Here is a 21,110-nt window from a genome sequence, read left to right as displayed (position 1 = left end):
CCCCGGCTCGGGGCCTCGGCACCCGGGGTGCCCACGGCCTCAGAACCCCGGCGGCTCCGTGTACGTCCCCCACTCCTCGCGCAGCGCCTCGCAGATCTCGCCGAGCGTGGCCTCGGCGCGTACCGCGTCCAGCATCGGCGCGATCATGTTCGAGCCGTCACGGGCGGCGGCCAGCATCGCCTCCAGTGCGGCGCTCACCTTCGCACCGTCCCGGGCCGCCTTGCGGGCGGTGAGCTGGCTGACCTGGTCGCGCTCCACCTCGTGGCTGACCCGGAGGATCTCCAGGTCTCCGGTGACCGAGCCGTGGTGGACGTTGACGCCGACGACCCGCTTGTCGCCCTTCTCCAGGGCCCGCTGGTACTGGAAGGCGGACTCGGCGATCTCGCCGGTGAACCAGCCGTCCTCGATGCCGCGCAGGATGCCGGAGGTCATCGGGCCGATGGGGTGCTGCCCGTCGGGGTGGGCCCGGGTGCCGCGCTCCCTGATCTGGTCGAAGATCTTCTCGGCCTCGGCCTCGATCCGGTCGGTGAGCTGCTCCACGTACCAGGAGCCGCCCAGCGGGTCGGCCACGTTGGCGACGCCGGTCTCCTCCATCAGCACCTGCTGGGTGCGCAGCGCGATCTCGGCGGCCTGCTCGGAGGGGAGCGCGAGGGTCTCGTCGAGGGCGTTGGTGTGCAGCGAGTTCGTGCCGCCGAGGACGGCGGAGAGCGCCTCGACGGCCGTACGGACGACGTTGTTGTACGGCTGCTGCGCGGTGAGCGAGACCCCGGCGGTCTGGGTGTGGAAGCGGAGCCACTGCGCCTTGTCGGTCCTGGCGCCGTACGTCTCCTTCATCCAGCGGGCCCAGATGCGACGGGCGGCGCGGAACTTGGCGATCTCCTCGAAGAAGTCGAGGTGCGCGTCGAAGAAGAAGGAGAGCCCGGGGGCGAAGGTGTCGACGTCCAGGCCCCGGGAGAGGCCGAGCTCCACATAGCCGAAGCCGTCGGCCAGCGTGTACGCCAGCTCCTGCGCGGCCGTCGCCCCGGCCTCGCGGATGTGGTAGCCGGAGACGGAGAGCGGCTTGTAGGCGGGGATGTCGCGCGCGCAGTGCTCCATCAGGTCGCCGATGAGGCGCAGGTGGGGCTCGGGCTGGAAGAGCCACTCCTTCTGCGCGATGTACTCCTTGAAGATGTCGGTCTGGAGCGTGCCGTTGAGCACCCCCGGGTCGACGCCCTGGCGCTCGGCGGCGACCAGGTACATGCAGAAGACGGGGACGGCGGGACCGCTGATCGTCATCGAGGTGGTGACGTCGCCGAGGGGGATGTCCTTGAACAGGGTCTCCATGTCGGCGGCGGAGTCGATGGCGACCCCGCAGTGGCCGACCTCGCCGAGCGAGCGGGACTCGTCGGAGTCGCGGCCCATCAGCGTCGGCATGTCGAAGGCGACGCTGAGTCCGCCGCCGCCGGCCGCGAGGATCATCTTGTAGCGCTCGTTGGTCTGCTCGGCGTTGCCGAAGCCGGCGAACTGGCGGATGGTCCAGGTGCGGCCCCGGTAGCCGGTCGGGTGCAGGCCCCGGGTGAAGGGGTACTCCCCCGGCCAGCCGATCCGCTCGAACCCCTCGTACGTGTCGCCGGGGCGGGGCCCGTACGCGGGCTCCACCGGGTCCCCGGAGAGCGTGGTGAAGTCCGCGTCACGCTTGCGGGCCTTGTCGTAACGGGCCTGCCAGCGGAGGCGGCCTTCCTCGATCGCGTCAGCGTCCATGGTTCGAATTTACTAGGACGTCCTAGTAAATGTCGATGGCAAACCGCCCGGCGCTTCTGCGCGGGGCGGTAGGGGTGCCGTGCCGGTCAGGCTTTCGCGGGCTCCGCGGCGGGCTTGGCGATCAGCGCCTGGGCCTCCCGGCTGACCTTCGGCTCCACGAAGAAGGAGGCGAAGGGGATACAGCCGGCCGCCAACACCCACAGAAGCTTGCCGAAGGGCCACTTCGCCTTGGAGCCGAGGTCGAAGGCGAAGATGACGTAGACGATGAACAGCACGCCGTGGATCTGGGAGATCACCATGGTGTCGCCGCTGTCGAACCCGTACTTCGCGATGATCGCCACCGTGAAGACGAGCAGCCAGACGGCGGTGACGTAAGCCATCACCCGGTAGCGGGTGAGCACGTTCTGTTTCATGGACACGAGCGTAACCGGGCGGCCGGGGCGATCTTCGCGGGGGCCCGCCGTCGGGAGGGCGGCCCTGCTCACCCCTCGTCGAAGTCCTGCGCCGCCACCCGCAGCGGCCGGAGCATCGCGAAGATCTCCGCGCACTCCTCGGCGTCGTACACCCCGAGCCCGAAGTCCATCGCCATCAGCTCCTCGGTGGCCGACTCGACGACCTCGCGGCCCTTGTCGGTGATGGAGGCGAGCGTGCCGCGCCCGTCGTTGGGGTTGGGGCGCTTGCTGACCAGACCGGACTTCACCAGCCGGTCCACGGTGTTGGTGACCGATGTGGGGTGCACCATCAGCCGCTCGCCGATCTTGGACATCGGCAGCTCGCCCGCCTTGGAGAAGGTGAGCAGCACCAAGGCCTCGTACCGCGCGAAGGTCAGACCGTACGGCTTGACGACCGCGTCCACCTCCGCGAGCAGGATCTGCTGCGCCCGCATGATCGAGGTGATCGCCCCCATGGAGGGCACGGGCCCCCAGCGCTGATGCCAGAGTTCCTCGGCACGGGCGATGGGATCGAAAGGAAGGCTGAGCGGCTTCGGCACGGCACCGACCTTACCGACTGGTCATATGCCGGTCAGCCCCGTCTCGCCTTTCGGTATCGGACATCTGTCCGGGGCTGTACGGCGGACCTCGGCGACGACGAGGAGCGCGACGGCGGTACCGATGATTCCGGCTCCGGCGACCACGTGGTGCACCGGGAGGAACTCGGCCGCGAGCCCCGCCAGCGCCATCCCCGCGCCCTGGATCGTCATCAGCCCGGCGGTGAGCAGCGTCATGGCCCGGCCGCGCAGCTCCGGCGGTACGGCGTCCACGAACCACTGGTCGAGGCCGATGACGTACGCCGCCCCCATCCCGGCCAGCGCGAGGGCGGCCAGGGCGAGCGGCAGCCCGGGCCGGACCGCGTACACCACCAGCGGCAGCAGGCCCGCGGCGGCGACCGGCAGCACGATCCGGGAGCGGGTACGGGGACGGAGCGCGGACCCCACGAAGAGCTCGGCCCCCACATGTCCGACGGCCATCGCGCAGAGCAGCAGCCCGAGCGCGGCCGGGCCGGCGCCGGTCTCGGCCACGTACGGGGCGGCGAGCGCCTCCGGGGCGACCACGAACATCGGGGGCAGCCAGAACAGCAGGAGCAGCGCGCGGATCCGCCGGTCGCCCAGCACCAGGCGGGCCCCGGAGAGCGACTCCCGGAGCAGGGGGGTGGAGCCGCTCCGGGCGCGGGCCGGGCGGTTGCGGGTGCCGAAGCGGAGAAGGGCCGCCGAGCAGAGGAAGGTGACGACGGTGACGGTGATCGCGCCGCGCGGGGAGAGCACGGTGAGCAGCACACCGCCCGCGCCGAAGCCGATGAGCATCGCGCTCTGCGAGACGATCCGCAGGAGGGACCGGCCCAGGACATAGAGGTCGCCCTCGCCCAGGATGTCGGTGAGCGCGGCCATCCGGGTCCCGGTGAAGACCGGCGCGATCGCGGCGACCAGGCAGCGCAGGGCGAGGAGTCCGGCGACCGGGGTGGCGGGCGCCAGCATCGCGGCGACGCAGGCCGCGCAGACGAGATCGCAGACGACGAGGACGCGGCGGGCCGGGTAGCGGTCGGCGACCCCGGCGAACAGGGTCCCGCCGATCACGTACGGGAGCATCCCGAGCGCGAACGTCAGGGCGCTGAGCAGCGGGGAGCCGGTGAGGTCGTAGACGAGGACGGTGAGGGCGAGTTCGCTGACGACGACGCCGAGGAGCGAGAGCAGATGGGCGGCGAAGACGGCCCGGAACTCGGTGACGGCGAAGACGGCGCGGTAGCCGGCGGGCGGGGTGGTGGCAGGTGCGTGGGGCATGACAGGAGCGTGGGGCGGGAGAGCCGCGCACCCTAGACTTTCGGGTGGGGACGAATCTTCGCAATCCGAGTGGGGGCCGGTATGCCGTTCCAGCTGCACTTCGGTGAGAGCGACCTGCTGCGCTGCCGGTTCGCGCTCTCCCCGCTGGTCGAGACCCAGGAGGCCGTGCGCACCCTGGCCCGCCCCTACCGGCACGGCTACCACCTGCCCTGGCTCCGGCAGATCCGCGCGGCGGCCGACACCCTCGATCTGGAGCCCCTGTGGGTGCTGATGCCGGACGGCGGCCACAACCCGGACTTCATCTGCCCGCCCCCGGCCGGCCCGCCGGCCACCTTCGAGGAGGAGATCGCGGTGGTCCGGGCGGTCGATCCCGAGGTCGCCCGGGCGGACATGGCGCTGGCCCTCTCCGAGCGGCCGGCCGCACTGGAGTCGGCGGTGGGCCGGCGCCTGCTGGCCGATCCCGCGCGGGCCGTGCGCGAGATCGCCGATCTGCTGGAGCGGGCCTGGCGGACTCTGATCGAACCGTACTGGCCCCGGCTGCGGGCGGTCCTGGAGGCGGACATCGCCCACCACTCCCGCCGGCTCGCGGACAGCGGGCTCGCGGGGCTGCTCGGTGAGGTGAGCAAGCAGCTGAGCTGGAACGGCGCGACGCTCACCGTGAAGGGGACCCGGGGCGACCACCAGCAGGTGCTGGGCGGGCAGGGGCTGGTGCTGATGCCGAGCGTCTTCGTCTGGCCCGAGGTGGTGGGCGGCCACCAGGAGCCGTGGCAGCCCGGGCTGATCTACCCGGCGCGCGGGATCGGCGGGCTGTGGAGCGCGGCCGGCGAGCGGACCCCTGACGCCCTGGCGAGGCTGCTGGGCCGGGTCCGGGCGGATGTGCTGTGCACGCTGGACGAACCGGCCGGGACGAGCACCCTGGCCCACCGGCTCGGCCTCGCCCCCTCCTCCGTATCGGCGCATCTGTCGGTGCTGCGCGGGGCGGGGCTGCTGACGTCGCGGCGGTACGGACACCAGGTGCTGTACGAGCGGACGGCGCTGGGGATCGCGCTGGCCGCGTCCACCTGAGCGGTGCCCGGTGACGGATGGTGTGGCGGCACCACTCTCGGTGACCACTATGTCACGATTGCTGGCGTTTCCCTGTGTGCGCTCAGGCGCCCCGAAAGCCGCCCGTACGCATACCCGGTCACCGCATATCGCGTCACCGCGTGTCCCGTCACACGCATCCGTATCCCGTATCCGTGAGCCACCGTCGTCCGAGGGGGCTGGATGTCCGGCCGCAGCACCGTCCACCGAGTCTTCCGGGCCTTGAAGGTTCCCCCCGGCCTGGCCGCCGCCGCTCTCGCGGCCGTCCTCACGGCGGGCTGCTCCGCACCGGGCGGCGCGAGCCCGTCGGCCGCCGATGCCGACCCCGTACGCGGCGAACCGGCGCCGAGCGCGGCCTCCCCGTACTGGGTCGACCCGGACAGCGACGCGGCCCGTCAGGTGCGCGCCTGGGACCGGCAGGGCCGGGAGGGCGACGCGAAGGCACTGCGGCGGATCGCCGACCGGCCGGTGGCGCTCTGGCCCGCCTGGGACGCGCCCGGGCCCGAGATCGTGGCCGCCGCGAGGGCCGCGGCCGAGACCAAGAGGAGCGTCCTGCTCGTCGCGTACAACATCCCCCACCGCGACTGCGGGCTCTACTCCGCGGGCGGCGCCAAGGACGCGGACGCCTACCGGTCCTGGCTCGGGGAGTTCGCCGAGGCCATCGGGGACGCCCCGGCCACCGTGATCCTGGAGCCCGACGCGCTCCCCCACATCGCCGACGGCTGCACCCCGCCCCAGCACCACGCCGAGCGCTACCAGCTGCTCTCCGAGGCCGTGGACACCCTCAAGGCCAACGCCCGGACCAAGGTCTACCTGGACGCGGGCAACCCGGACTGGATCAAGGAACCTTCCAAGATCGCCGAACCGCTGCGGCGGGCCGGGATCGACCGGGCCGACGGCTTCTCGCTGAACGTCTCCAACTTCCAGTCGAACGCGAGCGTGAAGGAGTACGGGGCCCTCCTCTCCGACGCCGTCGGGAACGCGCACTACGTGATCGACACCAGCCGCAACGGCGGCGGCCCGCTCACCGGCGACCGCGCCGAGGCCTGGTGCAACCCGCCGGGCCGGGCGCTCGGCACACCCCCGACCACCGACACCCGTGACGACCGCCTCGACGCCTACCTGTGGATCAAGCGGCCCGGCGAGTCGGACGGCACCTGCCGGGGCGGACCGGAGGCGGGCACCTGGTGGCCGGAGTACGCGCTGGGGCTGGCCGAGCGCGCCACGTCCTGAAGCGCGCGGTGCCGGGGCGCCAGAAGTGTCGCACTTCCGGACCCCCGGCACCGTACTTCAAAGATTGCGCAACCTTTAAAGTGTTGTCATGGGATTCGAATCCAGGGCAGACACGACGCACGAGGACCGGCCGCGGACGCCAGGACCGTCTGACGCGGCGCCAGAGACCGGCGGCGGGACCACCGGCGAGGCCGCCGTCCTGGTCGGCGGCCCGGCGGACGGCACCCGGATACGGGTCACCGGCCGGCCCGCCGTGGTCCAGGTCACCTACCCCTGCGAGCTGGACGGCCCGTCGGACGGCGCTCGGGCGGACGCGCTCTACGTCTACCGCCGCGACCTCCGGGTGGAACGCGAGCCGCTGCGCTACGGAGTCGACCCGGCCAGCCCCTGACCCGTGGCCGCCGGAGCCGGTCGGCGGCCCGGCGGCCACGGGGCGGGACGGTGACCTCGGCGCGCGCCGTCGCCCCGGCTCAGTCCTCGTCGTCCTCGTCCCCGTCCTCATCCATGTCCTCGAACGAGGAGAGGAACAGCGCCGCGAAGCTGGGGAACCTCGTCGTGTCGCCGTACTTCGGCGTGAACTCGTAGGCGGCCCACTCGCCGTCCGGTCCGACGTCGGTGGGATCGAGCAGCCAGTAGTCCTCTCCCTTCGCGATCTCCACGGACCGGCGGAAGAGGCTCACGTCGTCCTCGTTGCCGTCGATCGAGGCGTACACCTCGATCACACCGGCGCCGTCCTCGCCGTCCCGCATCCACCCGACACGACCGCTCGGATGGACACCGTCCACCCAGCCGTCCAGGTGCTCCCATCCGTCGCTCGTCAGGAAGAAGCTCCTCAGCCCCGGCGGCAGCCGCAGCCCGAGCCGCTCCTCGGCTGCCGCCAAGGCATCTTCCCGAGCAGGTTCCGCACCCAGCCAGACGGCTATCCGCTCGCCCCGGTCCAGCGCCTCCGCCTGGTCCTCGTCCAGCAACTCGTCCGCGGCGTCATGGTTCAGCAGGTACCGCTGCCCGTACGCCTCCAGAAACGCGCGCCAGTCCTGCGGCGTGGCCGGGCCGGCCGCATCCATCTCGGGTTCCGTTGTCTCGCTCATGCCGACCATGGTCGCAGGAGGGTGTGACAACGCCCGCGGCCCGCCGCGTGCGAAGGCCCCGGCGTTCAGGACGCCTTGACCCATTTCGCCTCCGACGGGACCCCGTCGGTGTCCGTCACGAAGAGCATGTACCAGCCGGGCGGCACCAGCGTGGCGTCGTCCGGCACGCTCACGCTCACCTCGCCCTTCCCCTTCTTCAGGTCCAGCGCGATGGAGCGCTGCTCCACGTCCGTGGTGTGCGTGACCGCGCTCGGCCGCATCAGCCGGGCTGTCGCGATCCGGTCCGCGTCGGCGCTCCTGAAGGTGACCGTCTTCCCGCGCTCCACCGCCTCGGGGCCATCCCCGATCACCGGCCGCTTGTCCTTGCCGCGGTGGAGGGCGGGCGGGGTGTAGACCTCCATGCGCTGCTCGAACTTGCCGAGCTTGGTGTTGTCCTTGTCGCCGTAGAGCGAGTCGGAGCCGAAGGTGGCGACCCGGCCGTCGGGCAGCAGCAGCGCCTCGGAGTGGTAGTTGCGGCCGACCGTCGGCTCGGCGGCCTCCTTGAAGGTGTTGGACTTGGGGTCGTAGGACTGCGCCTTGAGGATGTTGCTGTTGCCCCGGCCCCGGTAGTCCTCCGAACCGCCGCTGGTGAAGACGGTGTCGTCCGGCATGATCACGCTGTTCAGGTAGCGGGTGCCCTGCGGCAGATCAGGACCGGCCGTGAAGGAGGGGCTGGCCTGCTTGAGGTCGATGACGGCCGTGCGGGCGGTGGACTTCTTGGACTCGCCGACGCCGCCCCCGCCGAGGACCATCACCTTCTGGTCCTGCACCGGCGGCAGCAGCAGCGAGGCCGCCGTCTCCAGCTCGTCGGTGTCGGTCAGCCCGGGCACCTTGGTGAAGGTGTTCTTCCTGATGTCCCAGATCCCCGGCTCACGGCCCTTGTCGGCCGGGCCGTAACCGGCGTTGGCCCCGGGTAGAAGAGCTTGCCGCCCTTGGTGAGGAAGAGCGCCGGGTAGGTCGGGAAGTAGTGGAAGGGGCCCTTGGCCCACTTCTTGGTCTTCGGGTCGTAGATCTCGTTGTCGCCCGGGAGGATCGCGCCGACGTCGTCGAGGCCGGAGACGGCGAGCACCCGGCCGTCCTCCAGGCCGACGAGCGTCGGGTACCAGCGGGCCTCCCGCATCGGGTCGACCTTGATGTACTTCTCCGCCGTCGGGTCGAACTCGTAGGCGGCCCTGATCCCCTGGAAGTCCTGCTTGTCCATGGTGATCTTCTCGGCGATCCCGTACGAGTTGTCGGCCTCCTTGCCCTTCAGCCCGACGATCTCGTACTGGGCGGCGTCGGTCGCCACCGCCTCGACGCTGTCGTCCACCGCCTCCACGAAGACCCGCTGCTCGGCCGCCGTCACCTTGGTCTTCCACGGCTTCATCTGGCCGCTCTTGAAGTACGTGACCTCGAACTCGCGCTTCGCCTTGGGGACGGTGACGTCGAACTTGGCGACGTACTCGGCCCCGGAGGGGGAACGGAACACCGTGCCCTTCTTCAGCTTCAGCGGCTTGTCCGGGTTCTCGTTCTTGACCCGCATCCCGCCGCCGGCCCGCTTCACCTTGTCGTCGAGGACCTCGTAGCGGGCGGTGCCGCCGGCGATCAGCAGCCGTCCGTCGGGGAGTTGGGCGTGGCCGCCGCAGAAGAAGTCCTCGGGGGTGGGGATCTTCCGGAAGGTGTTCTCGGCCGGGTCCCACAGCACGGTGTCGAAGGTGCCCGCGTCGAAGTTCTTCTCGTCGTTGCCGGAGCCCGCGACGATCAGCACCTTCCCGGTGTGCAGGAGCGCCGCGTGGATGGCGTTGGTGCGGTACTCCTTCGGGATGTCGACCCGCTGCCATGAGCCGTACTCCGCCTGGTACTCGGGCTGGGCGATCTTGTACGCGTGGTACTGGTCCTCCGCGAAGGAGAGCGCCGCCGGGGCGTTGAGCCCCGCGAGCACGACCACGGCGCCGCCGCCCAGGAGCGTCTTCCGCATCTTCTTCGAAGGCCGGTAGGCCATGGGTCAGTTCCCTCCTGCGGTGGTGGTGGCGGTGGTACCGGCACTCGCACCGGTGGTGGTGGTCGTCGTGGTCAGATACGTCGGCCCGGGCAGCGCCTGCTGTACGGGGGCGGGGCGGGCGAGGGCGCGGGCGCGGGGACGGCGCTGCCCGCCTGCGTACGCCGGTCCTGCCACTGGGTCCAGGCCCACACCGCGACCGGGGACAGGGCTATCGCCAGGCCCAGCGTCGCCCAGGTCCGCATCGCGACATGGGTGTGGTCCAGGTAGACCGAGGCGGCGAGCGAGGAGAGCAGGACCGCGGCCCAGCCGAGATGGATACGGAAGGTGAGCAGCCGGTCCGGGGACACCTGGCCACCCTTGGGCGTGACGACGAACCGGCCGTCCGTGCGCAGCACCGCCGAGCCGAGCGACTTGAGGTAGACCGGCGCGGAGAGCGCGGACATGGCCATCCCGGCGAGGCCGCCGGAGCCCTCGGGCTCGTGCGGGGAGACGTTGTGGCGCCGGTTCCAGAGGTAGAGCCCGATCTGGAGGGCCGCCGCGTCGCTGTAGAGCATCAGCCAGACGGAGGCGGCGACCTGGGTGCCGGACGCCCCGAACCAGAGGAAGAGGACACAGCTGACCACGCCGAGCAGCCAGTTGACCGCCGTCATCGGGTAGTAGACGAGCATCAGGGTGTAGCTGAGGAGCCGGCCCGGCGGCACCCGGAACAGCGCCTTGCCGTACTGCTTGAACAACGTCTCGTACGTCCCCCGCGACCAGCGCAGCTGCTGGGTGAAGAAGTCCGTCCAGGAGGCGGGCCCCTCGCCGACGGCCAGCACGTCGGGGGTGTAGACGGAGCGCCAGAAGCGGCCGGTGCGGGGGTTGCGGCGGCGGTGGATCTCGAAGCCGGTCGCCATGTCCTCGGTGATGGAGTCGTAGAGGCCGCCGACCTGGCGTACGGCGGCGACGCGGACGACGTTGTTGGTGCCGACGAACATCGGGGCCCCGTAGCGGTTGCCCGCGCGCTGGATCAGCGCGTGGAAGAGGAACTGCTGCGACTCGGCGGCCTTGGTGACGGCCGAGTCGTAGTTCCCGTAGACCTGCGGTCCGACGACGAAAGCGACGTCCGGATCGCGGAAGTAGCCCAGCATCCGCTCCAGGAAGTTGGGCATCGGCACATGGTCGGTGTCGACGGAGGCGAAGAAGTCGTAGTCGTCGCCGTGGAGGGCGATCCAGGCGTTGTAGTTGCCGTGCTTCGTCCTCGCCTTGTGGACACCCTTCTCACGGTTCCACTCGGGCACCCCGCGCCGGGTGAAGTGGTGCACCCCCAGCTCCGCGCAGAGCATCCGGGCGGCGGGGTCGTCCCCCTCGTCGAGGAGCCAGACGTCCAGCGGACCGGCGTGCGTGAGGCGCACCGCGCCCTTCAGGGTGGCGCGCACCATGGAGAGCGGTTCCTTGCCGGGGACGTACGTGGTGAGGAAGGCGACCCGGGTGCCCGGCTCGGGCGTCACGGGTACGGGGTCCCGGGCGACCATCGTGGCGTGCGCGATGGAGACCACGTTGACCAGCATGAAGAGCCCGATCAGGCCGATCGAGACCAGCATCACAGTGTCGGCGACGACGAGCCACCGCTCCCCGTTCTCCCGCTCGGTCCAGTGCGTGGGCCAGACCAGGTAGAGCATCAGGGTGGCGGTGAGCACCGGGGCGAGCGTCATCAGCAGGACGGCCCTTATTCGGTGCTTCTCGCTCGATAGCAGGGATCGGTACCTGACTCGGTATCCCTCGGGGTCCGGCTCGGTGAGCGGACCCGCGAGCCGGCTGTAGGTGTCGTAGTCGTAGCCCTCCGACCGCACCGTGCCTCCCACTGTCGAACGGGTTGATATCCCCACAGAAAGGGACAGGCAGCGGCGTGTCGACTTGGCAGGTCCGAGTGAGGGGTTTTCGATCCGGGACCGGAAAAACCCCCGGCCGTGTGGCGCCGGGGGCTTATCGGGTGAACGCGGGGCGGCGGAGGGCCGACGGGACGTCAGGGGGCGAGGTGGCGCTCCACGGTCTCGACCTTCGAGGTCAGCCCGTCGGTGACACCGGGCCGGATGTCGGCCTTCAGTACCAGGGAGACGCGTCCCGCGCGGGCCTCGACGGCGGCCACGGCGCGCTTGACGACGTCCATCACCTCGTCCCACTCCCCCTCGACGGAGGTGAACATGGCGTCGGTCCGGTTGGGCAGCCCGGACTCGCGGACGACCCGCACGGCGTCGGCGACGTACTCCCCGACGTCCTCACCGACACCGAGCGGCGACACGGAGAAGGCGACGATCATGCGCTGACCGTGCCCTCGCGGCGGGCGCGGGCGGCGATGACGCCGTCGGCCTCGTACTGCTTGAGCCGCTTGTCGCCATAGAGCCCGCCGAAGGGGATGAGCGACAGGACGAAGAAGAGGGCGACGCGCTTGAGCGGCCACTTGGCCTTCATCCAGACGTCGAGCAGGAACACGGCGTAGATCACGAAGAGCACCCCGTGGATCATGCCGAGCGGCATCATCAGGAAGTCGATGTCCGAGACCCGGCTGAGGACCGAGCCGAAGAGGATCAGCGCCGGGAAGGACAGCGCCTCGGGAATCGAGATGAGGCGCAGCCGGTGCAGGGCGGAAGCGGTCTTGATGTCCACAGGGGCACCTTCGGTGGGAGGGTCGCGTGGGCTTGTGAACGCGAGCACAAGCCGCCCCCATTGTGGCATCGCGACGCCCCGCCCCCGGCGCCGGGGGCGGCCCTCGCCGCGGCCGCGCGTATCGCCGCATATCAGGGCCGGTCAGGGCGCGCATCATCAGGACCGGTCCAGGTGCGCATCAGGGGAGCATCAGGGGCGTAACGGTTCCGCAGGACCTGGCCGGAGCGCGCGGCCGGCGGCTACCTTCATCGCGTGGCGATGTTCCGACTCCAAGGCAGCAAGACGCTCGCCGTCGATCTGACGGGCGATGCCGTCAAGGCGAAGAACGGCTCGATGGTCGCGTACGACGGCCGGATGACCTTCAAGAAGATGACGGGCGGCGGTGAGGGGCTCCGCGGGATGGTGACCCGCCGGCTGACCGGCGAACAGATGGCCGTGATGGAGGTCTCCGGGCAGGGCACCTGCTACTTCGCCGACCGGGCGAGCGAGATCAACCTGGTCACGCTCCACGGCGACAAGCTGTACGTGGAGGCGAGCAACCTGCTGGCCACCGGCTCCGGCCTGCGCACGGGGACCACGTTCACCGGGCTGCGCGGCGGGGCGAGCGGCAACGGGCTGTTCACCACCACGGTGGAGGGCACCGGGCAGGCGGCGATCATGTCGGACGGCGAGGCGGTCGTGCTGCGGGTGACCCCGCAGTATCCGCTGATGGTCGACCCCGGCGCGTACATCGCCCACCAGGGCAGTCTGCGCCAGCAGCTCCAGAGCGGGGTCAACTTCCGGACCCTGATGGGCGAGGGCTCGGGCGAGGCGTTCCAGATGCGTTTCGAGGGCGACGGCCTGGTCTACGTACAGCCGAGCGAGCGCAACACCCTCGGAGGCGATGTCTGATGCCGTTCCGCGAGATCAACTCCAAGATGATCGAGGCCACGGTGGCGCCGGGCCAGACGCTGTTCAGCCAGCGCGGCGCGATGCTGGCCTACCGGGGCGAGGTCTCCTTCACCCCGAACATCCAGGGCGGCCAGGGCGGCTTCGCCTCGATGATCGGCCGCCGGGTCACGGGCGAGGCGACCCCGCTGATGACGGTCGAGGGCTCGGGTACGGTGCTGTTCGGCCACGGCGGCCACCACATCCAGGTGATCAACCTGGCCGGCGACACCCTGTACGTGGAGGCCGACCGCCTCCTCGCCTTCGACGGGTCCCTCCAGCAGGGCACGATGTTCATGGGCTCGCAGGGCGGGGTGATGGGCATGGTCCGCGGCCAGGTGACCGGCCAGGGCCTGTTCACCACCACCCTCAAGGGGCACGGCGCGGTGGCGGTGATGGCGCACGGCGGGGTGATCGAGCTGCCGATCACCCCCGGCCGCGACATCCATGTCGACCCGCAGGCGTACGTCGCCCACCACGGCGAGGTCCGCAACAAGCTCTCCACCGCCGTCGGCTGGCGGGACATGGTGGGGCGCGGCTCCGGCGAGGCGTTCCAGCTGGAGCTGAGCGGGAGCGGCGCGGTGTACGTCCAGGCATCGGAGGAGAAGCTGTGAGCACGCCTGTGGTCTTCGATCCGATGACGCTGCCGTCGGACGACAACGTCAACGCGTACACCTTCTGTGTGGAGCTCAAGGGGAGCCGGTGGTTCCTGCAGAAGGGGAAGATGATCGCCTACTACGGGCAGATCAACTTCGACGGCATCGGGCACGGCCGGTTCGACCGGCTGGTGCGCTCCAGCTTCCACTCGCCGCTGCACGCGAGCGACTGGGTGGTGGCCGAGGGCAGCGGGAAGATGCTGCTGGCCGACCGGGCCTTCGACGTCAACTCCTTCGACCTGGACGAGGGCAATCTGACGATCCGCTCGGGGAACCTGCTGGCGTTCGATCCCTCGCTCGCACTGAAGCAGTCGATCGTGCCCGGGTTCGTGACGCTGATCGGTACGGGGAAGTTCGTCGCCGCCTCGAACGGGCCCGTGGTCTTCATGGAGCCGCCGCTGCGGGTCGACCCGCAGGCGCTGGTGGGCTGGGCCGACTGCCCCTCGCCGTGCCACCACTACGACCACGGGTACATGACGGGCGTGATGGGCGGAATCCGGTCGCTGACGGGCATCGGCGGCACGTCGGGCGAGGAGCACCAGTTCGAGTTCGTCGGGGCGGGCACGGTGCTGATGCAGTCCAGCGAGGCGCTGATGGCGGAGCAGGCGACGGGCGCGGTGCCGAGTGAACCGGGCGTTCCGGGCGGCGGCTCGGCACCGCGCATGCCCGGCCAGCTGGGGGACCTCCAGCGCCGCTTCGGCTTGTGAGCGGTAGGCTGCGGAGTGTGACGTCGAACGTCTGCGCCCAGCCGCCGGTCCTTGCATGCCGCCCCGCCGGCACTCCGGCGACTCCGGGGTGCCCGTCATCACACCCTTTAATTTCGTCCGGCTTTCAACATCTTAGGTAGAATCGATATATGGAGACCGAGACGGCCACCCGCTGGCTGAGCGACACGGAGCAGTGCGCCTGGCGCACCCACCTGGACGTCAGCAGGCTGCTGACGCACCAGCTGGAGAAAGACCTCCAGCCGTTCGGCCTGACCATGAACGACTACGAGATCCTGGTCAACCTCTCCGAGTCGGACGAGCAGCGGATGCGGATGAGCGATCTCGCCGCCGCGACCCTGCAGTCCAAGAGCCGGCTCTCGCACCAGATCACCCGGATGGAGACGGCGGGCCTGGTCCGCCGCACCCACTGCGAGTCCGACCGGCGAGGGCTCTACGCGGTCCTCACCGAGCAGGGCGCCGAGACCATGCGCAAGGTCGCCCCGCACCATGTGGAGTCGGTGCGCAACCACTTCATGGACCTGCTCTCGCCGGAGGCGCTGGCGGAGCTGCACGCGGCGCTGACGCCGATCGCGGAGCACCTGCGGGGGCGGCGCGGGAAGCCGTAGGAAGTTGTTACGCCCCCGAAGGGGCGCCGGGTCCTCCCGGCGCCCCTTCGGGCTGCCCGGGGCGGCGCGGGAAGCCGTGACGGACACGGCCTGACCGGCGACCCCACGGCGCCGGCCAGGCCGCGCGGGCCGGCCAGGCCCCTGGTCAGCCCGCGCGGGGCAGCCGGAGCCGGAAGGCCGCGCCGCCCTCCGGGGCCTGGTGGACCGTGAGGGTTCCGCCGTGCCGCGCGGCCACGTCCCGGGCGATGGCGAGGCCGAGACCCGCGCCGCCGTCGTCCCGGCTGCGGGCGTCGTCCAGCCGGACGAACCGCTCGAAGATCCGCTCCCGCTCGTCCTCCGGCACCCCCGCCCCGTCGTCACGGACCTCCACGCGCACCCCGCTCCCCTCCGCCGCGACCTGGACGGTGATCCGGTTCTCGGCGTGGCGCTGGGCGTTGTCCAGCAGGTTGCCGACCACCCGGACCAGCTGCCCGCGCGACCCGTTCACCTCGTACGCCGCGCCCTCGGCCACCTCCACCGTCACCGGGATCCGGTCCCCGGTCCGCTGGGACACCTCCTCGCGCACCAGCGCCCCCACCTCAAGGCGGGCGGCCCCGGGCTTCTCCCCCGCGTCCAGCCGGGCCAGCAGCAGCAGATCCGCCGCCAGCACCTGGAGGCGTACGGTGTCGGCGACCGCGCCCGGGAGGTCCAGCAGCTCCGGGTGGGCGTGGGCCACCTCCAGCTGGGTGCGGAGCGAGGCGATCGGGGACCGCAGCTCGTGCGAGGCGTCCGCGACGAACCGCCGCTGCCGCTCCACGGACGCCTCCAGGACGGTGAGCGTCTCGTTGGTCGTACGGGCGAGGCGGGCGATCTCGTCGCGTGAGTCGGGTTCCGGGACGCGGCGGGCCAGGTCCTCGGAGGCGGTGATCGCGGCCATCTCGCGCCGGATGCCCTCGACGGGCCGCAGCGCGCGCCGGGTCACCAGCCAGGTCACCCCGGCGACGACGGCGAGCAGGATCGGCAGCCCGGTGAGCATGGCCCCGCGCACGGTGCCCACCGCCTCCTGCTCGGCGGCGAGCGGGGCGCCCGCGTGGACGGTCAGGGTGAGCCCGGCGGGGGTGGTGGCCTCGACGGCGGCGAACCGGTAGTCGGCCTGCCGGCCGTCCACGGTGGCGGTGCCGTCGGAGAAGTCCGGGTCGTCGGAGGAGACCTCACCGCGCCCGGGCCGCCCGTTGTCGTCGCCGTCATCGTCGTCGCCGTCGTCGTCCCCGGGCGACGGGGTGGCGCCGACGGATGCCGAGGGTACGGGGCTGACGCCCGCCGACCCGGTCCCGGAGATGGCGCGCAGCCCCTGGGAGACGAAGACCACCCGCCCCTCCTCGTCGGTCACCTGGACCGGGTGGTCCTCCTCGTCGTCCAGGTCGAGGTCCTCGTACGGCGTGTCCAGGGCGAGCTGCCCGGCCACCTCACGGGCGGCCACCTCCGCCTGGAGGTCCGCCTGGTCGATCAGGTTGGCCCGCAGGACGAGGAGGACGGCGAGCCCGGCGGCGACCAGGGCGACGGCGACGACGAGGGTGGCCCCGATGGCGGCCCGGGCCCGCACGGACCTCATCCCGCCTCCAGGCGGTAGCCGGCGCCGCGCACCGTCACGATGGAGGCGGAGCCCAACTTGCGGCGCAGGGTGGAGATGTAGACCTCCACGATGTTCGGGTCGCCGTCGTAGGCGAAGTCCCAGACGTGCTCCAGGATCTCCGCCTTGCTGACCACCTGCCCGGCGCGCAGGGCGAGTTGCTCAAGGACGGCGAACTCCTTGGCGGTGAGGGCGTGTTCGTCCTCACCCCGGTGGACGCGGCGGGCGGCGGTGTCGATGCGGAGGGTGCCGACGGTCAGGACGGGGGCGGCGCTCCCGGCCCCTCGGCGGCGCAGGAGAGCCCGCACCCGGGCGACGAGGACGACATAGCTGAAGGGCTTGGTCAGGTAGTCGTCCGCGCCGGTGTCGAGCCCCTCGGCCTCGTCGTACTCGCCGTCCTTGGCGGTCAGCATGAGGATCGGCACCTCGTGCCCGGCGGCGCGCAGGGCACCGCAGACCCGGTAGCCGTTCATGCCGGGCAGCATGATGTCGAGGATGACCAGGTCGTAGCCGCCCTCGCCCGCCCGGTGGAGCCCTTCGAGCCCGTCGTGCACGACATCCACGGCGAAGCCCTCGGCGGTGAGTCCCCGGGCGAGGGACACCGCGAGACGCTTCTCGTCCTCCACGATCAACAGGCGCATGCGCACAGCCTCGCAAACTCCGCCTGAAGGCGCCTTCAGGTGGCTTCAGGCTGCGTTCAGCATCAGGTCGGCACTGTGGAACCCGTCGAACAGCACAGCAGCTCTCGGGGAGGAACCTCATGAAGCGCAACGTCACCATCGCAGCCGTCACCGCCGCCGTTCTCATCGGCGGCACGGCCGCCGCCACCGTCGCCCTCGCGGACGACGACGGCGACCGCCGGTCCGGCACGTCGGTGCAGCAGCCGGCGGCGGGCACGGAGCGCTCGGACGACCGCGACGACCGCTCGGACGACGCCGGGGAGACCGCGCGGACGACCGGCGGGAAGGACACCCGCGTCACCTTCGACCAGGCGGTGGCGGCGGCCCTGAAGAGCGTCCCCGGCACGGTCACCGAGGCGGGGCTCGACGACGACGATGACGACCACGACGGCCGCACGGTCTGGGAGCTGGACGTGTACGGCTCCGACAGGACCTGGCACGACGTGACGGTGGACGCCACCACCGGCAAGGTCCTCAAGTCCCGCGAGGACGACGACAACGACGACCGCGACCGCAACGCGCCCCGCTCCTCCACGGTCACCCTGGAGCAGGCGGCGGACGCGGCCCTGAAGACCGCGCCGGGCAGCATCATGTCGATCGACCTGGACGACGACGATGACGACGGCAACGGCCGCCGGGGCGACGTCCTGCGCTGGGACGTCGACATCGCCGGCAAGGACGGCAGGCAGCACGAACTCCACGTCGACGCCAAGACCGGCAAGGTCACGGTGGACCGGGACGACGACGGCGATGACCACGCGGACGACCGGAACGACGACCGCGACGACGACTGACGTGCCGCCCGCCGCTCGGAACCCTCGCAACACGACGGCCCCGTACCGCAGCGGCGGTACGGGGCCGTCCGGCGTCAACGCGTGCTCAGGGGCTCCCCGTCAGCCCCGCCACCAGCTCGTCCGCCGCCGCGTACGGGTCCAGGTCCCCGGCCACGATGCGTTCCGCCAGGGCGTGCAGGCGGCGGTCGCCGCGCAGGTCCGCGATGCGTTCCCGGAGGGCCGTGACCGCGATCGTCTCGACCTCGTGGGACGCGCGGGCCGCTCGGCGTTCGGCGAGGACTCCGTGCTCCTCCATCCAGGCGCGGTGCTTCTCCAGGGCCTCGACCACCTCGTCGGTGCCCTCGCCGCGGGCCGCCACCGTCTTCACGATCGGGGGGCGCCAGGCGCCGGGGGCGCGGGATTCGCCCAGGCCCAGCATGTGGTTCAGTTCGCGGGCCGTGGCGTCGGCGCCGTCGCGGTCGGCCTTGTTGACCACGTAGACGTCGCCGATCTCCAGGATGCCGGCCTTGGCCGCCTGGATGCCGTCCCCCATGCCGGGGGCCAGCAGGACCACGGAGGTGTCGGCCTGGGAGGCGATCTCCACCTCGGACTGGCCGACGCCGACCGTCTCGACCAGGACCACGTCGCAGCCCGCCGCGTCCAGGACCCGGATCGCCTGCGGGGCCGACCAGGCGAGGCCGCCGAGGTGGCCCCGGGTGGCCATGGAGCGGATGTAGACGCCGGGGTCGGAGGCGTGGTCGGACATCCGGACCCGGTCGCCCAGCAGGGCGCCGCCGGAGAACGGGGAGGACGGGTCGACGGCCAGGACGCCGACCCGCTTGCCCGCCCGGCGGTAGGCGGAGACCAGGGCCGAGGTGGAGGTGGACTTGCCGACCCCCGGCGAGCCCGTCAGGCCGACGACGTAGGCGTGGCCCGCCAGCGGTGCCAGTGCCGCCATCACCTCGCGCAGCTGCGGGGACGCCCCCTCCACCAGCGAGATCAGCCGGGCCACCGCACGCGGCCTGCCTGCTCGCGCCTGCTCGACCAGCGTGGGGACGTCCACGTCCACGTTCACCGCTCCGTTCGCCTCGCCCTGCCCTGAACCCGTACGGGTACTTACTTGCCCGGGACCCTGATGATCAACGCGTCGCCCTGGCCGCCGCCACCGCACAGTGCCGCCGCGCCCGTGCCGCCGCCGCGCCGCTTCAGCTCCAGGGCCAGGTGCAGCACGACCCGGGCGCCGGACATGCCGATCGGGTGGCCGAGCGCGATGGCGCCGCCGTTGACGTTGACCTTGTCCGGGGTGACGCCGAGGTCCTTCATGGACTGGACGGCGACAGCGGCGAACGCCTCGTTGATCTCGATCAGGTCGAGGTCGTCCACGGTCAGGCCGTCCTTCTTCAGGGCGTGCCGGATCGCGTTGGAGGGCTGCGACTGGAGGGAGTTGTCGGGGCCGGCGACGTTTCCGTGGGCGCCGATCTCGGCGATCCACTCCAGGCCCAGCTCCTGCGCCTTGGCCTTGCTCATGACCACGACCGCGGCGGCCCCGTCGGAGATCTGCGAGGAGGTGCCCGCGGTGATCGTGCCGTCCTTGGCGAAGGCGGGGCGCAGCTTGCCGAGGGACTCGACGGTCGTCTCGGGGCGGATGCCCTCGTCCTTGGCGAAGATCACCGGCTCGCCCTTGCGCTGCGGGATCTCGACCGGGGCGATCTCGGCCTCGAAGACGCCGTTCTTCTGGGCGGCGGCGGCGCGCTGGTGGGAGAGCGCGCCGATCTCGTCCTGGGCGGCGCGGTCCAGGCCGAGGCGGCCGTTGTGCTTCTCGGTGGACTCGCCCATGGGGATGTTCTCGTACGCGTCGGTGAGACCGTCGTACGCCATCGAGTCCAGCATCTCGATCGCGCCGTACTTGTAGCCCTCGCGGGACTTGGGGAGCAGGTGCGGGGCGTTGGTCATGGACTCCTGGCCGCCCGCGACCACCACGTCGAACTCTCCGGCCCGGATGAGCTGGTCGGCCAGCGCGATGGCGTCGAGTCCGGAGAGGCACACCTTGTTGATGGTGAGCGCGGGCACGTCCATCGGGATGCCGGCCTTGACGGCGGCCTGGCGGGCCGGGATCTGGCCCGCGCCGGCCTGGAGCACCTGGCCCATGATCACGTACTGGACCTGGTCGCCGCCGATGCCTGCCCGGTCCAGGGCCGCCTTGATCGCGGTGGAGCCGAGGTCGGCCGCGGAGAAGCTCTTCAGGGAGCCGAGGAGACGGCCCATGGGCGTCCGGGCGCCCGCGACGATCACTGAGGTGGTGGTACCGGTCGTTGCTGGCATGGGCACGGCCCCTTGGGATCGGATGTGAACGAGGGTTTACCTGAATGTACTGAGCGGTACCGCGCCCGTCATCCGGCAGCCGGTGTGACGGCGCGCACGTTGTGTAACCGTGGCGGGAGCGGTGGAGCGACGCCATGCTGAATCCATGCTGACGCGCATCGACCACATCGGGATCGCCTGTTTCGACCTGGACAAGACGGTGGAGTTCTACCGTGCCACGTACGGATTCGAGGTGTTCCACAGCGAGATCAACGAGGAGCAGGGCGTCCGGGAGGCCATGCTCAAGATCAACGAGACCTCGGACGGCGGGGCTTCGTACCTCCAGCTCCTGGAACCCACCCGCGAGGACTCCGCCGTGGGCAAGTGGCTGGCAAAGAATGGGGAGGGCGTCCACCACATCGCCTTCGGTACGGCGGATGTGGACGGGGAGGCCGCGGACATCCGCGAGAAGGGCGTCCGGGTGCTGTACGACGAGCCCAGGACGGGTTCCATGGGGTCCCGGATCACCTTCCTGCACCCCAAGGACTGCCACGGCGTCCTCACCGAACTGGTCACGAGCAACCCGGAGCACTGACCCGGCGGATACCAGGCCCGGTAGAGTGGGTGGTTCCGGGCCGGGGCCGGGTCGGGGCCGTGCCGCGTCCTCGTCGTTTGTCTGTCACCATTCCCCGAGGACAGCTCGTCGGCGAGCCGTCCTCGTGTGCAGAGTTGCGACCAGGGTCGGG

General features: G+C 71.3%; 19 protein-coding genes and 3 pseudogenes. 9 read left to right on the top strand and 13 right to left on the bottom strand.

The window, feature by feature from the left end; genetic code table 11:
* Positions 1–39 precede the first annotated feature (39 nt).
* The 4 genes and pseudogenes from D6270_RS24060 to D6270_RS24045 all read right to left on the bottom strand — a co-directional run bounded on the left by D6270_RS24060 (position 40) and on the right by D6270_RS24045 (position 4,015).
* Positions 40–1,740 (bottom strand): coenzyme B12-dependent isobutyryl-CoA mutase large subunit, encoded by a 1,701-nt coding sequence (locus D6270_RS24060; protein WP_109163546.1) that lies wholly within the window; start codon positions 1,738–1,740, stop codon positions 40–42.
* 86 nt (positions 1,741–1,826) lie between these two features.
* The gene (locus tag D6270_RS24055) at positions 1,827–2,153 is read right to left on the bottom strand and encodes a DUF3817 domain-containing protein (RefSeq protein WP_109163547.1); all 327 of its coding nucleotides are present in this window, start codon (positions 2,151–2,153) and stop codon (positions 1,827–1,829) included.
* 68 nt (positions 2,154–2,221) lie between these two features.
* Positions 2,222–2,731 carry a MarR family winged helix-turn-helix transcriptional regulator gene (locus D6270_RS24050; RefSeq protein ID WP_093693127.1) on the bottom strand — a complete coding sequence of 170 codons (510 nt, stop codon included), beginning with the start codon at positions 2,729–2,731 and terminating at the stop codon, positions 2,222–2,224.
* Positions 2,732–2,741: 10 nt separating this feature from the next.
* Positions 2,742–4,015 (bottom strand): annotated as a pseudogene (locus D6270_RS24045) (MFS transporter).
* An 81-nt stretch (positions 4,016–4,096) separates the two neighbouring features.
* On the opposite strand from D6270_RS24045, the gene D6270_RS24040 reads away from it, so the two are divergent.
* The 3 genes from D6270_RS24040 to D6270_RS24030 all read left to right on the top strand — a co-directional run bounded on the left by D6270_RS24040 (position 4,097) and on the right by D6270_RS24030 (position 6,722).
* Positions 4,097–5,080, top strand: coding sequence for an ArsR/SmtB family transcription factor (locus tag D6270_RS24040; protein ID WP_109163549.1), 984 nt, complete (start codon positions 4,097–4,099; stop codon positions 5,078–5,080).
* A gap of 201 nt (positions 5,081–5,281) precedes the next feature.
* Complete coding sequence (locus D6270_RS24035) at positions 5,282–6,331, top strand: glycoside hydrolase family 6 protein (RefSeq protein WP_109163550.1); 1,050 nt, start codon at positions 5,282–5,284, stop codon at positions 6,329–6,331.
* A gap of 88 nt (positions 6,332–6,419) precedes the next feature.
* A complete protein-coding gene (locus D6270_RS24030; protein ID WP_109163551.1) occupies positions 6,420–6,722 on the top strand; it encodes a hypothetical protein in 303 nt (100 codons plus the stop codon).
* A 79-nt stretch (positions 6,723–6,801) separates the two neighbouring features.
* Here the strand turns inward: D6270_RS24030 and D6270_RS24025 are convergent, their stop codons facing one another.
* The 5 genes and pseudogenes from D6270_RS24025 to D6270_RS24005 all read right to left on the bottom strand — a co-directional run bounded on the left by D6270_RS24025 (position 6,802) and on the right by D6270_RS24005 (position 12,085).
* A complete protein-coding gene (locus D6270_RS24025) occupies positions 6,802–7,428 on the bottom strand; it encodes an SMI1/KNR4 family protein (protein WP_109163552.1) in 627 nt (208 codons plus the stop codon).
* Between the two features lie 56 nt (positions 7,429–7,484).
* Positions 7,485–9,439: pseudogene (locus tag D6270_RS24020) on the bottom strand (galactose oxidase-like domain-containing protein).
* A 3-nt stretch (positions 9,440–9,442) separates the two neighbouring features.
* Positions 9,443–11,271, bottom strand: a pseudogene (locus tag D6270_RS24015) (glycosyltransferase family 2 protein).
* Positions 11,272–11,444: 173 nt separating this feature from the next.
* On the bottom strand, positions 11,445–11,738 hold the full coding sequence (locus D6270_RS24010; RefSeq protein WP_109163555.1) for an MTH1187 family thiamine-binding protein: 294 nt from the start codon (positions 11,736–11,738) through the stop codon (positions 11,445–11,447).
* On the bottom strand, positions 11,735–12,085 hold the full coding sequence (locus D6270_RS24005) for a DUF3817 domain-containing protein (RefSeq protein ID WP_109163556.1): 351 nt from the start codon (positions 12,083–12,085) through the stop codon (positions 11,735–11,737). Before D6270_RS24005 ends, D6270_RS24010 begins: the two co-directional genes overlap by 4 nt.
* A gap of 258 nt (positions 12,086–12,343) precedes the next feature.
* Here D6270_RS24005 and D6270_RS24000 point away from each other — a divergent pair, with 258 nt between their 5' ends.
* The 4 genes from D6270_RS24000 (at position 12,344) to D6270_RS23985 (ending at position 15,001) form a co-directional block, all read left to right on the top strand.
* Positions 12,344–12,976, top strand: coding sequence for an AIM24 family protein (locus D6270_RS24000; RefSeq protein WP_109163557.1), 633 nt, complete (start codon positions 12,344–12,346; stop codon positions 12,974–12,976).
* Complete coding sequence (locus D6270_RS23995) at positions 12,976–13,626, top strand: AIM24 family protein (protein WP_109163558.1); 651 nt, start codon at positions 12,976–12,978, stop codon at positions 13,624–13,626. Before D6270_RS24000 ends, D6270_RS23995 begins: the two co-directional genes overlap by 1 nt.
* Positions 13,623–14,375 (top strand): AIM24 family protein, encoded by a 753-nt coding sequence (locus D6270_RS23990; protein WP_109163559.1) that lies wholly within the window; start codon positions 13,623–13,625, stop codon positions 14,373–14,375. The genes D6270_RS23995 and D6270_RS23990 overlap by 4 nt, the downstream gene beginning before the upstream one ends.
* A 149-nt stretch (positions 14,376–14,524) precedes the next feature.
* Positions 14,525–15,001: a MarR family winged helix-turn-helix transcriptional regulator gene (locus D6270_RS23985; protein WP_109163560.1), complete on the top strand. Its 477-nt coding sequence runs from the start codon at positions 14,525–14,527 to the stop codon at positions 14,999–15,001.
* 145 nt (positions 15,002–15,146) lie between these two features.
* On the opposite strand, the gene D6270_RS23980 is transcribed toward D6270_RS23985, so the two are convergent.
* Both D6270_RS23980 and D6270_RS23975 read right to left on the bottom strand, forming a co-directional pair.
* Entirely contained in the window at positions 15,147–16,592 is a 1,446-nt protein-coding gene (locus D6270_RS23980; RefSeq protein WP_109163561.1) for a sensor histidine kinase, read from the bottom strand.
* Positions 16,589–17,251, bottom strand: coding sequence for a response regulator transcription factor (locus D6270_RS23975; protein ID WP_109163562.1), 663 nt, complete (start codon positions 17,249–17,251; stop codon positions 16,589–16,591). Before D6270_RS23975 ends, D6270_RS23980 begins: the two co-directional genes overlap by 4 nt.
* A gap of 119 nt (positions 17,252–17,370) precedes the next feature.
* On the opposite strand from D6270_RS23975, the gene D6270_RS23970 reads away from it, so the two are divergent.
* Complete coding sequence (locus D6270_RS23970; protein ID WP_109163563.1) at positions 17,371–18,084, top strand: PepSY domain-containing protein; 714 nt, start codon at positions 17,371–17,373, stop codon at positions 18,082–18,084.
* 85 nt (positions 18,085–18,169) lie between these two features.
* Here the strand turns inward: D6270_RS23970 and meaB are convergent, their stop codons facing one another.
* Together meaB and D6270_RS23960 are read right to left on the bottom strand one after the other, a co-directional pair.
* The gene (meaB, locus tag D6270_RS23965; protein WP_204117061.1) at positions 18,170–19,138 is read right to left on the bottom strand and encodes a methylmalonyl Co-A mutase-associated GTPase MeaB; all 969 of its coding nucleotides are present in this window, start codon (positions 19,136–19,138) and stop codon (positions 18,170–18,172) included.
* A 41-nt stretch (positions 19,139–19,179) separates the two neighbouring features.
* Entirely contained in the window at positions 19,180–20,385 is a 1,206-nt protein-coding gene (locus tag D6270_RS23960; RefSeq protein WP_109167286.1) for an acetyl-CoA C-acetyltransferase, read from the bottom strand.
* Between the two features lie 145 nt (positions 20,386–20,530).
* On the opposite strand from D6270_RS23960, the gene mce reads away from it, so the two are divergent.
* The gene (mce, locus tag D6270_RS23955) at positions 20,531–20,959 is read left to right on the top strand and encodes a methylmalonyl-CoA epimerase (protein WP_109163565.1); all 429 of its coding nucleotides are present in this window, start codon (positions 20,531–20,533) and stop codon (positions 20,957–20,959) included.
* The last annotated feature ends 151 nt before the right edge of the window (positions 20,960–21,110 follow it).

It is taken from the genome of Streptomyces griseus subsp. griseus, from assembly GCF_003610995.1.
Taxonomy (GTDB): domain Bacteria; phylum Actinomycetota; class Actinomycetes; order Streptomycetales; family Streptomycetaceae; genus Streptomyces.
This window is presented reverse-complemented; position numbering and strand designations above follow the sequence as displayed.

Coding starts and splice junctions, on each gene's coding strand:
- D6270_RS23970 (WP_109163563.1), top strand. CDS start 17,371: ATGAAGCGCAACGTCACCATCGCAGCCGTCACCGCCGCCGTTCTCATC.
- D6270_RS23985 (WP_109163560.1), top strand. CDS start 14,525: ATGGAGACCGAGACGGCCACCCGCTGGCTGAGCGACACGGAGCAGTGC.
- D6270_RS24035 (WP_109163550.1), top strand. CDS start 5,282: ATGTCCGGCCGCAGCACCGTCCACCGAGTCTTCCGGGCCTTGAAGGTT.
- D6270_RS24060 (WP_109163546.1), bottom strand. CDS start 1,740: ATGGACGCTGACGCGATCGAGGAAGGCCGCCTCCGCTGGCAGGCCCGT.
- D6270_RS24025 (WP_109163552.1), bottom strand. CDS start 7,428: ATGGTCGGCATGAGCGAGACAACGGAACCCGAGATGGATGCGGCCGGC.
- D6270_RS23995 (WP_109163558.1), top strand. CDS start 12,976: ATGCCGTTCCGCGAGATCAACTCCAAGATGATCGAGGCCACGGTGGCG.
- mce (WP_109163565.1), top strand. CDS start 20,531: ATGCTGACGCGCATCGACCACATCGGGATCGCCTGTTTCGACCTGGAC.
- D6270_RS24000 (WP_109163557.1), top strand. CDS start 12,344: ATGTTCCGACTCCAAGGCAGCAAGACGCTCGCCGTCGATCTGACGGGC.
- D6270_RS23960 (WP_109167286.1), bottom strand. CDS start 20,385: ATGCCAGCAACGACCGGTACCACCACCTCAGTGATCGTCGCGGGCGCC.
- D6270_RS23980 (WP_109163561.1), bottom strand. CDS start 16,592: ATGAGGTCCGTGCGGGCCCGGGCCGCCATCGGGGCCACCCTCGTCGTC.
- D6270_RS23975 (WP_109163562.1), bottom strand. CDS start 17,251: ATGCGCCTGTTGATCGTGGAGGACGAGAAGCGTCTCGCGGTGTCCCTC.
- D6270_RS24030 (WP_109163551.1), top strand. CDS start 6,420: ATGGGATTCGAATCCAGGGCAGACACGACGCACGAGGACCGGCCGCGG.
- D6270_RS24010 (WP_109163555.1), bottom strand. CDS start 11,738: ATGATCGTCGCCTTCTCCGTGTCGCCGCTCGGTGTCGGTGAGGACGTC.
- D6270_RS24040 (WP_109163549.1), top strand. CDS start 4,097: ATGCCGTTCCAGCTGCACTTCGGTGAGAGCGACCTGCTGCGCTGCCGG.
- D6270_RS24055 (WP_109163547.1), bottom strand. CDS start 2,153: ATGAAACAGAACGTGCTCACCCGCTACCGGGTGATGGCTTACGTCACC.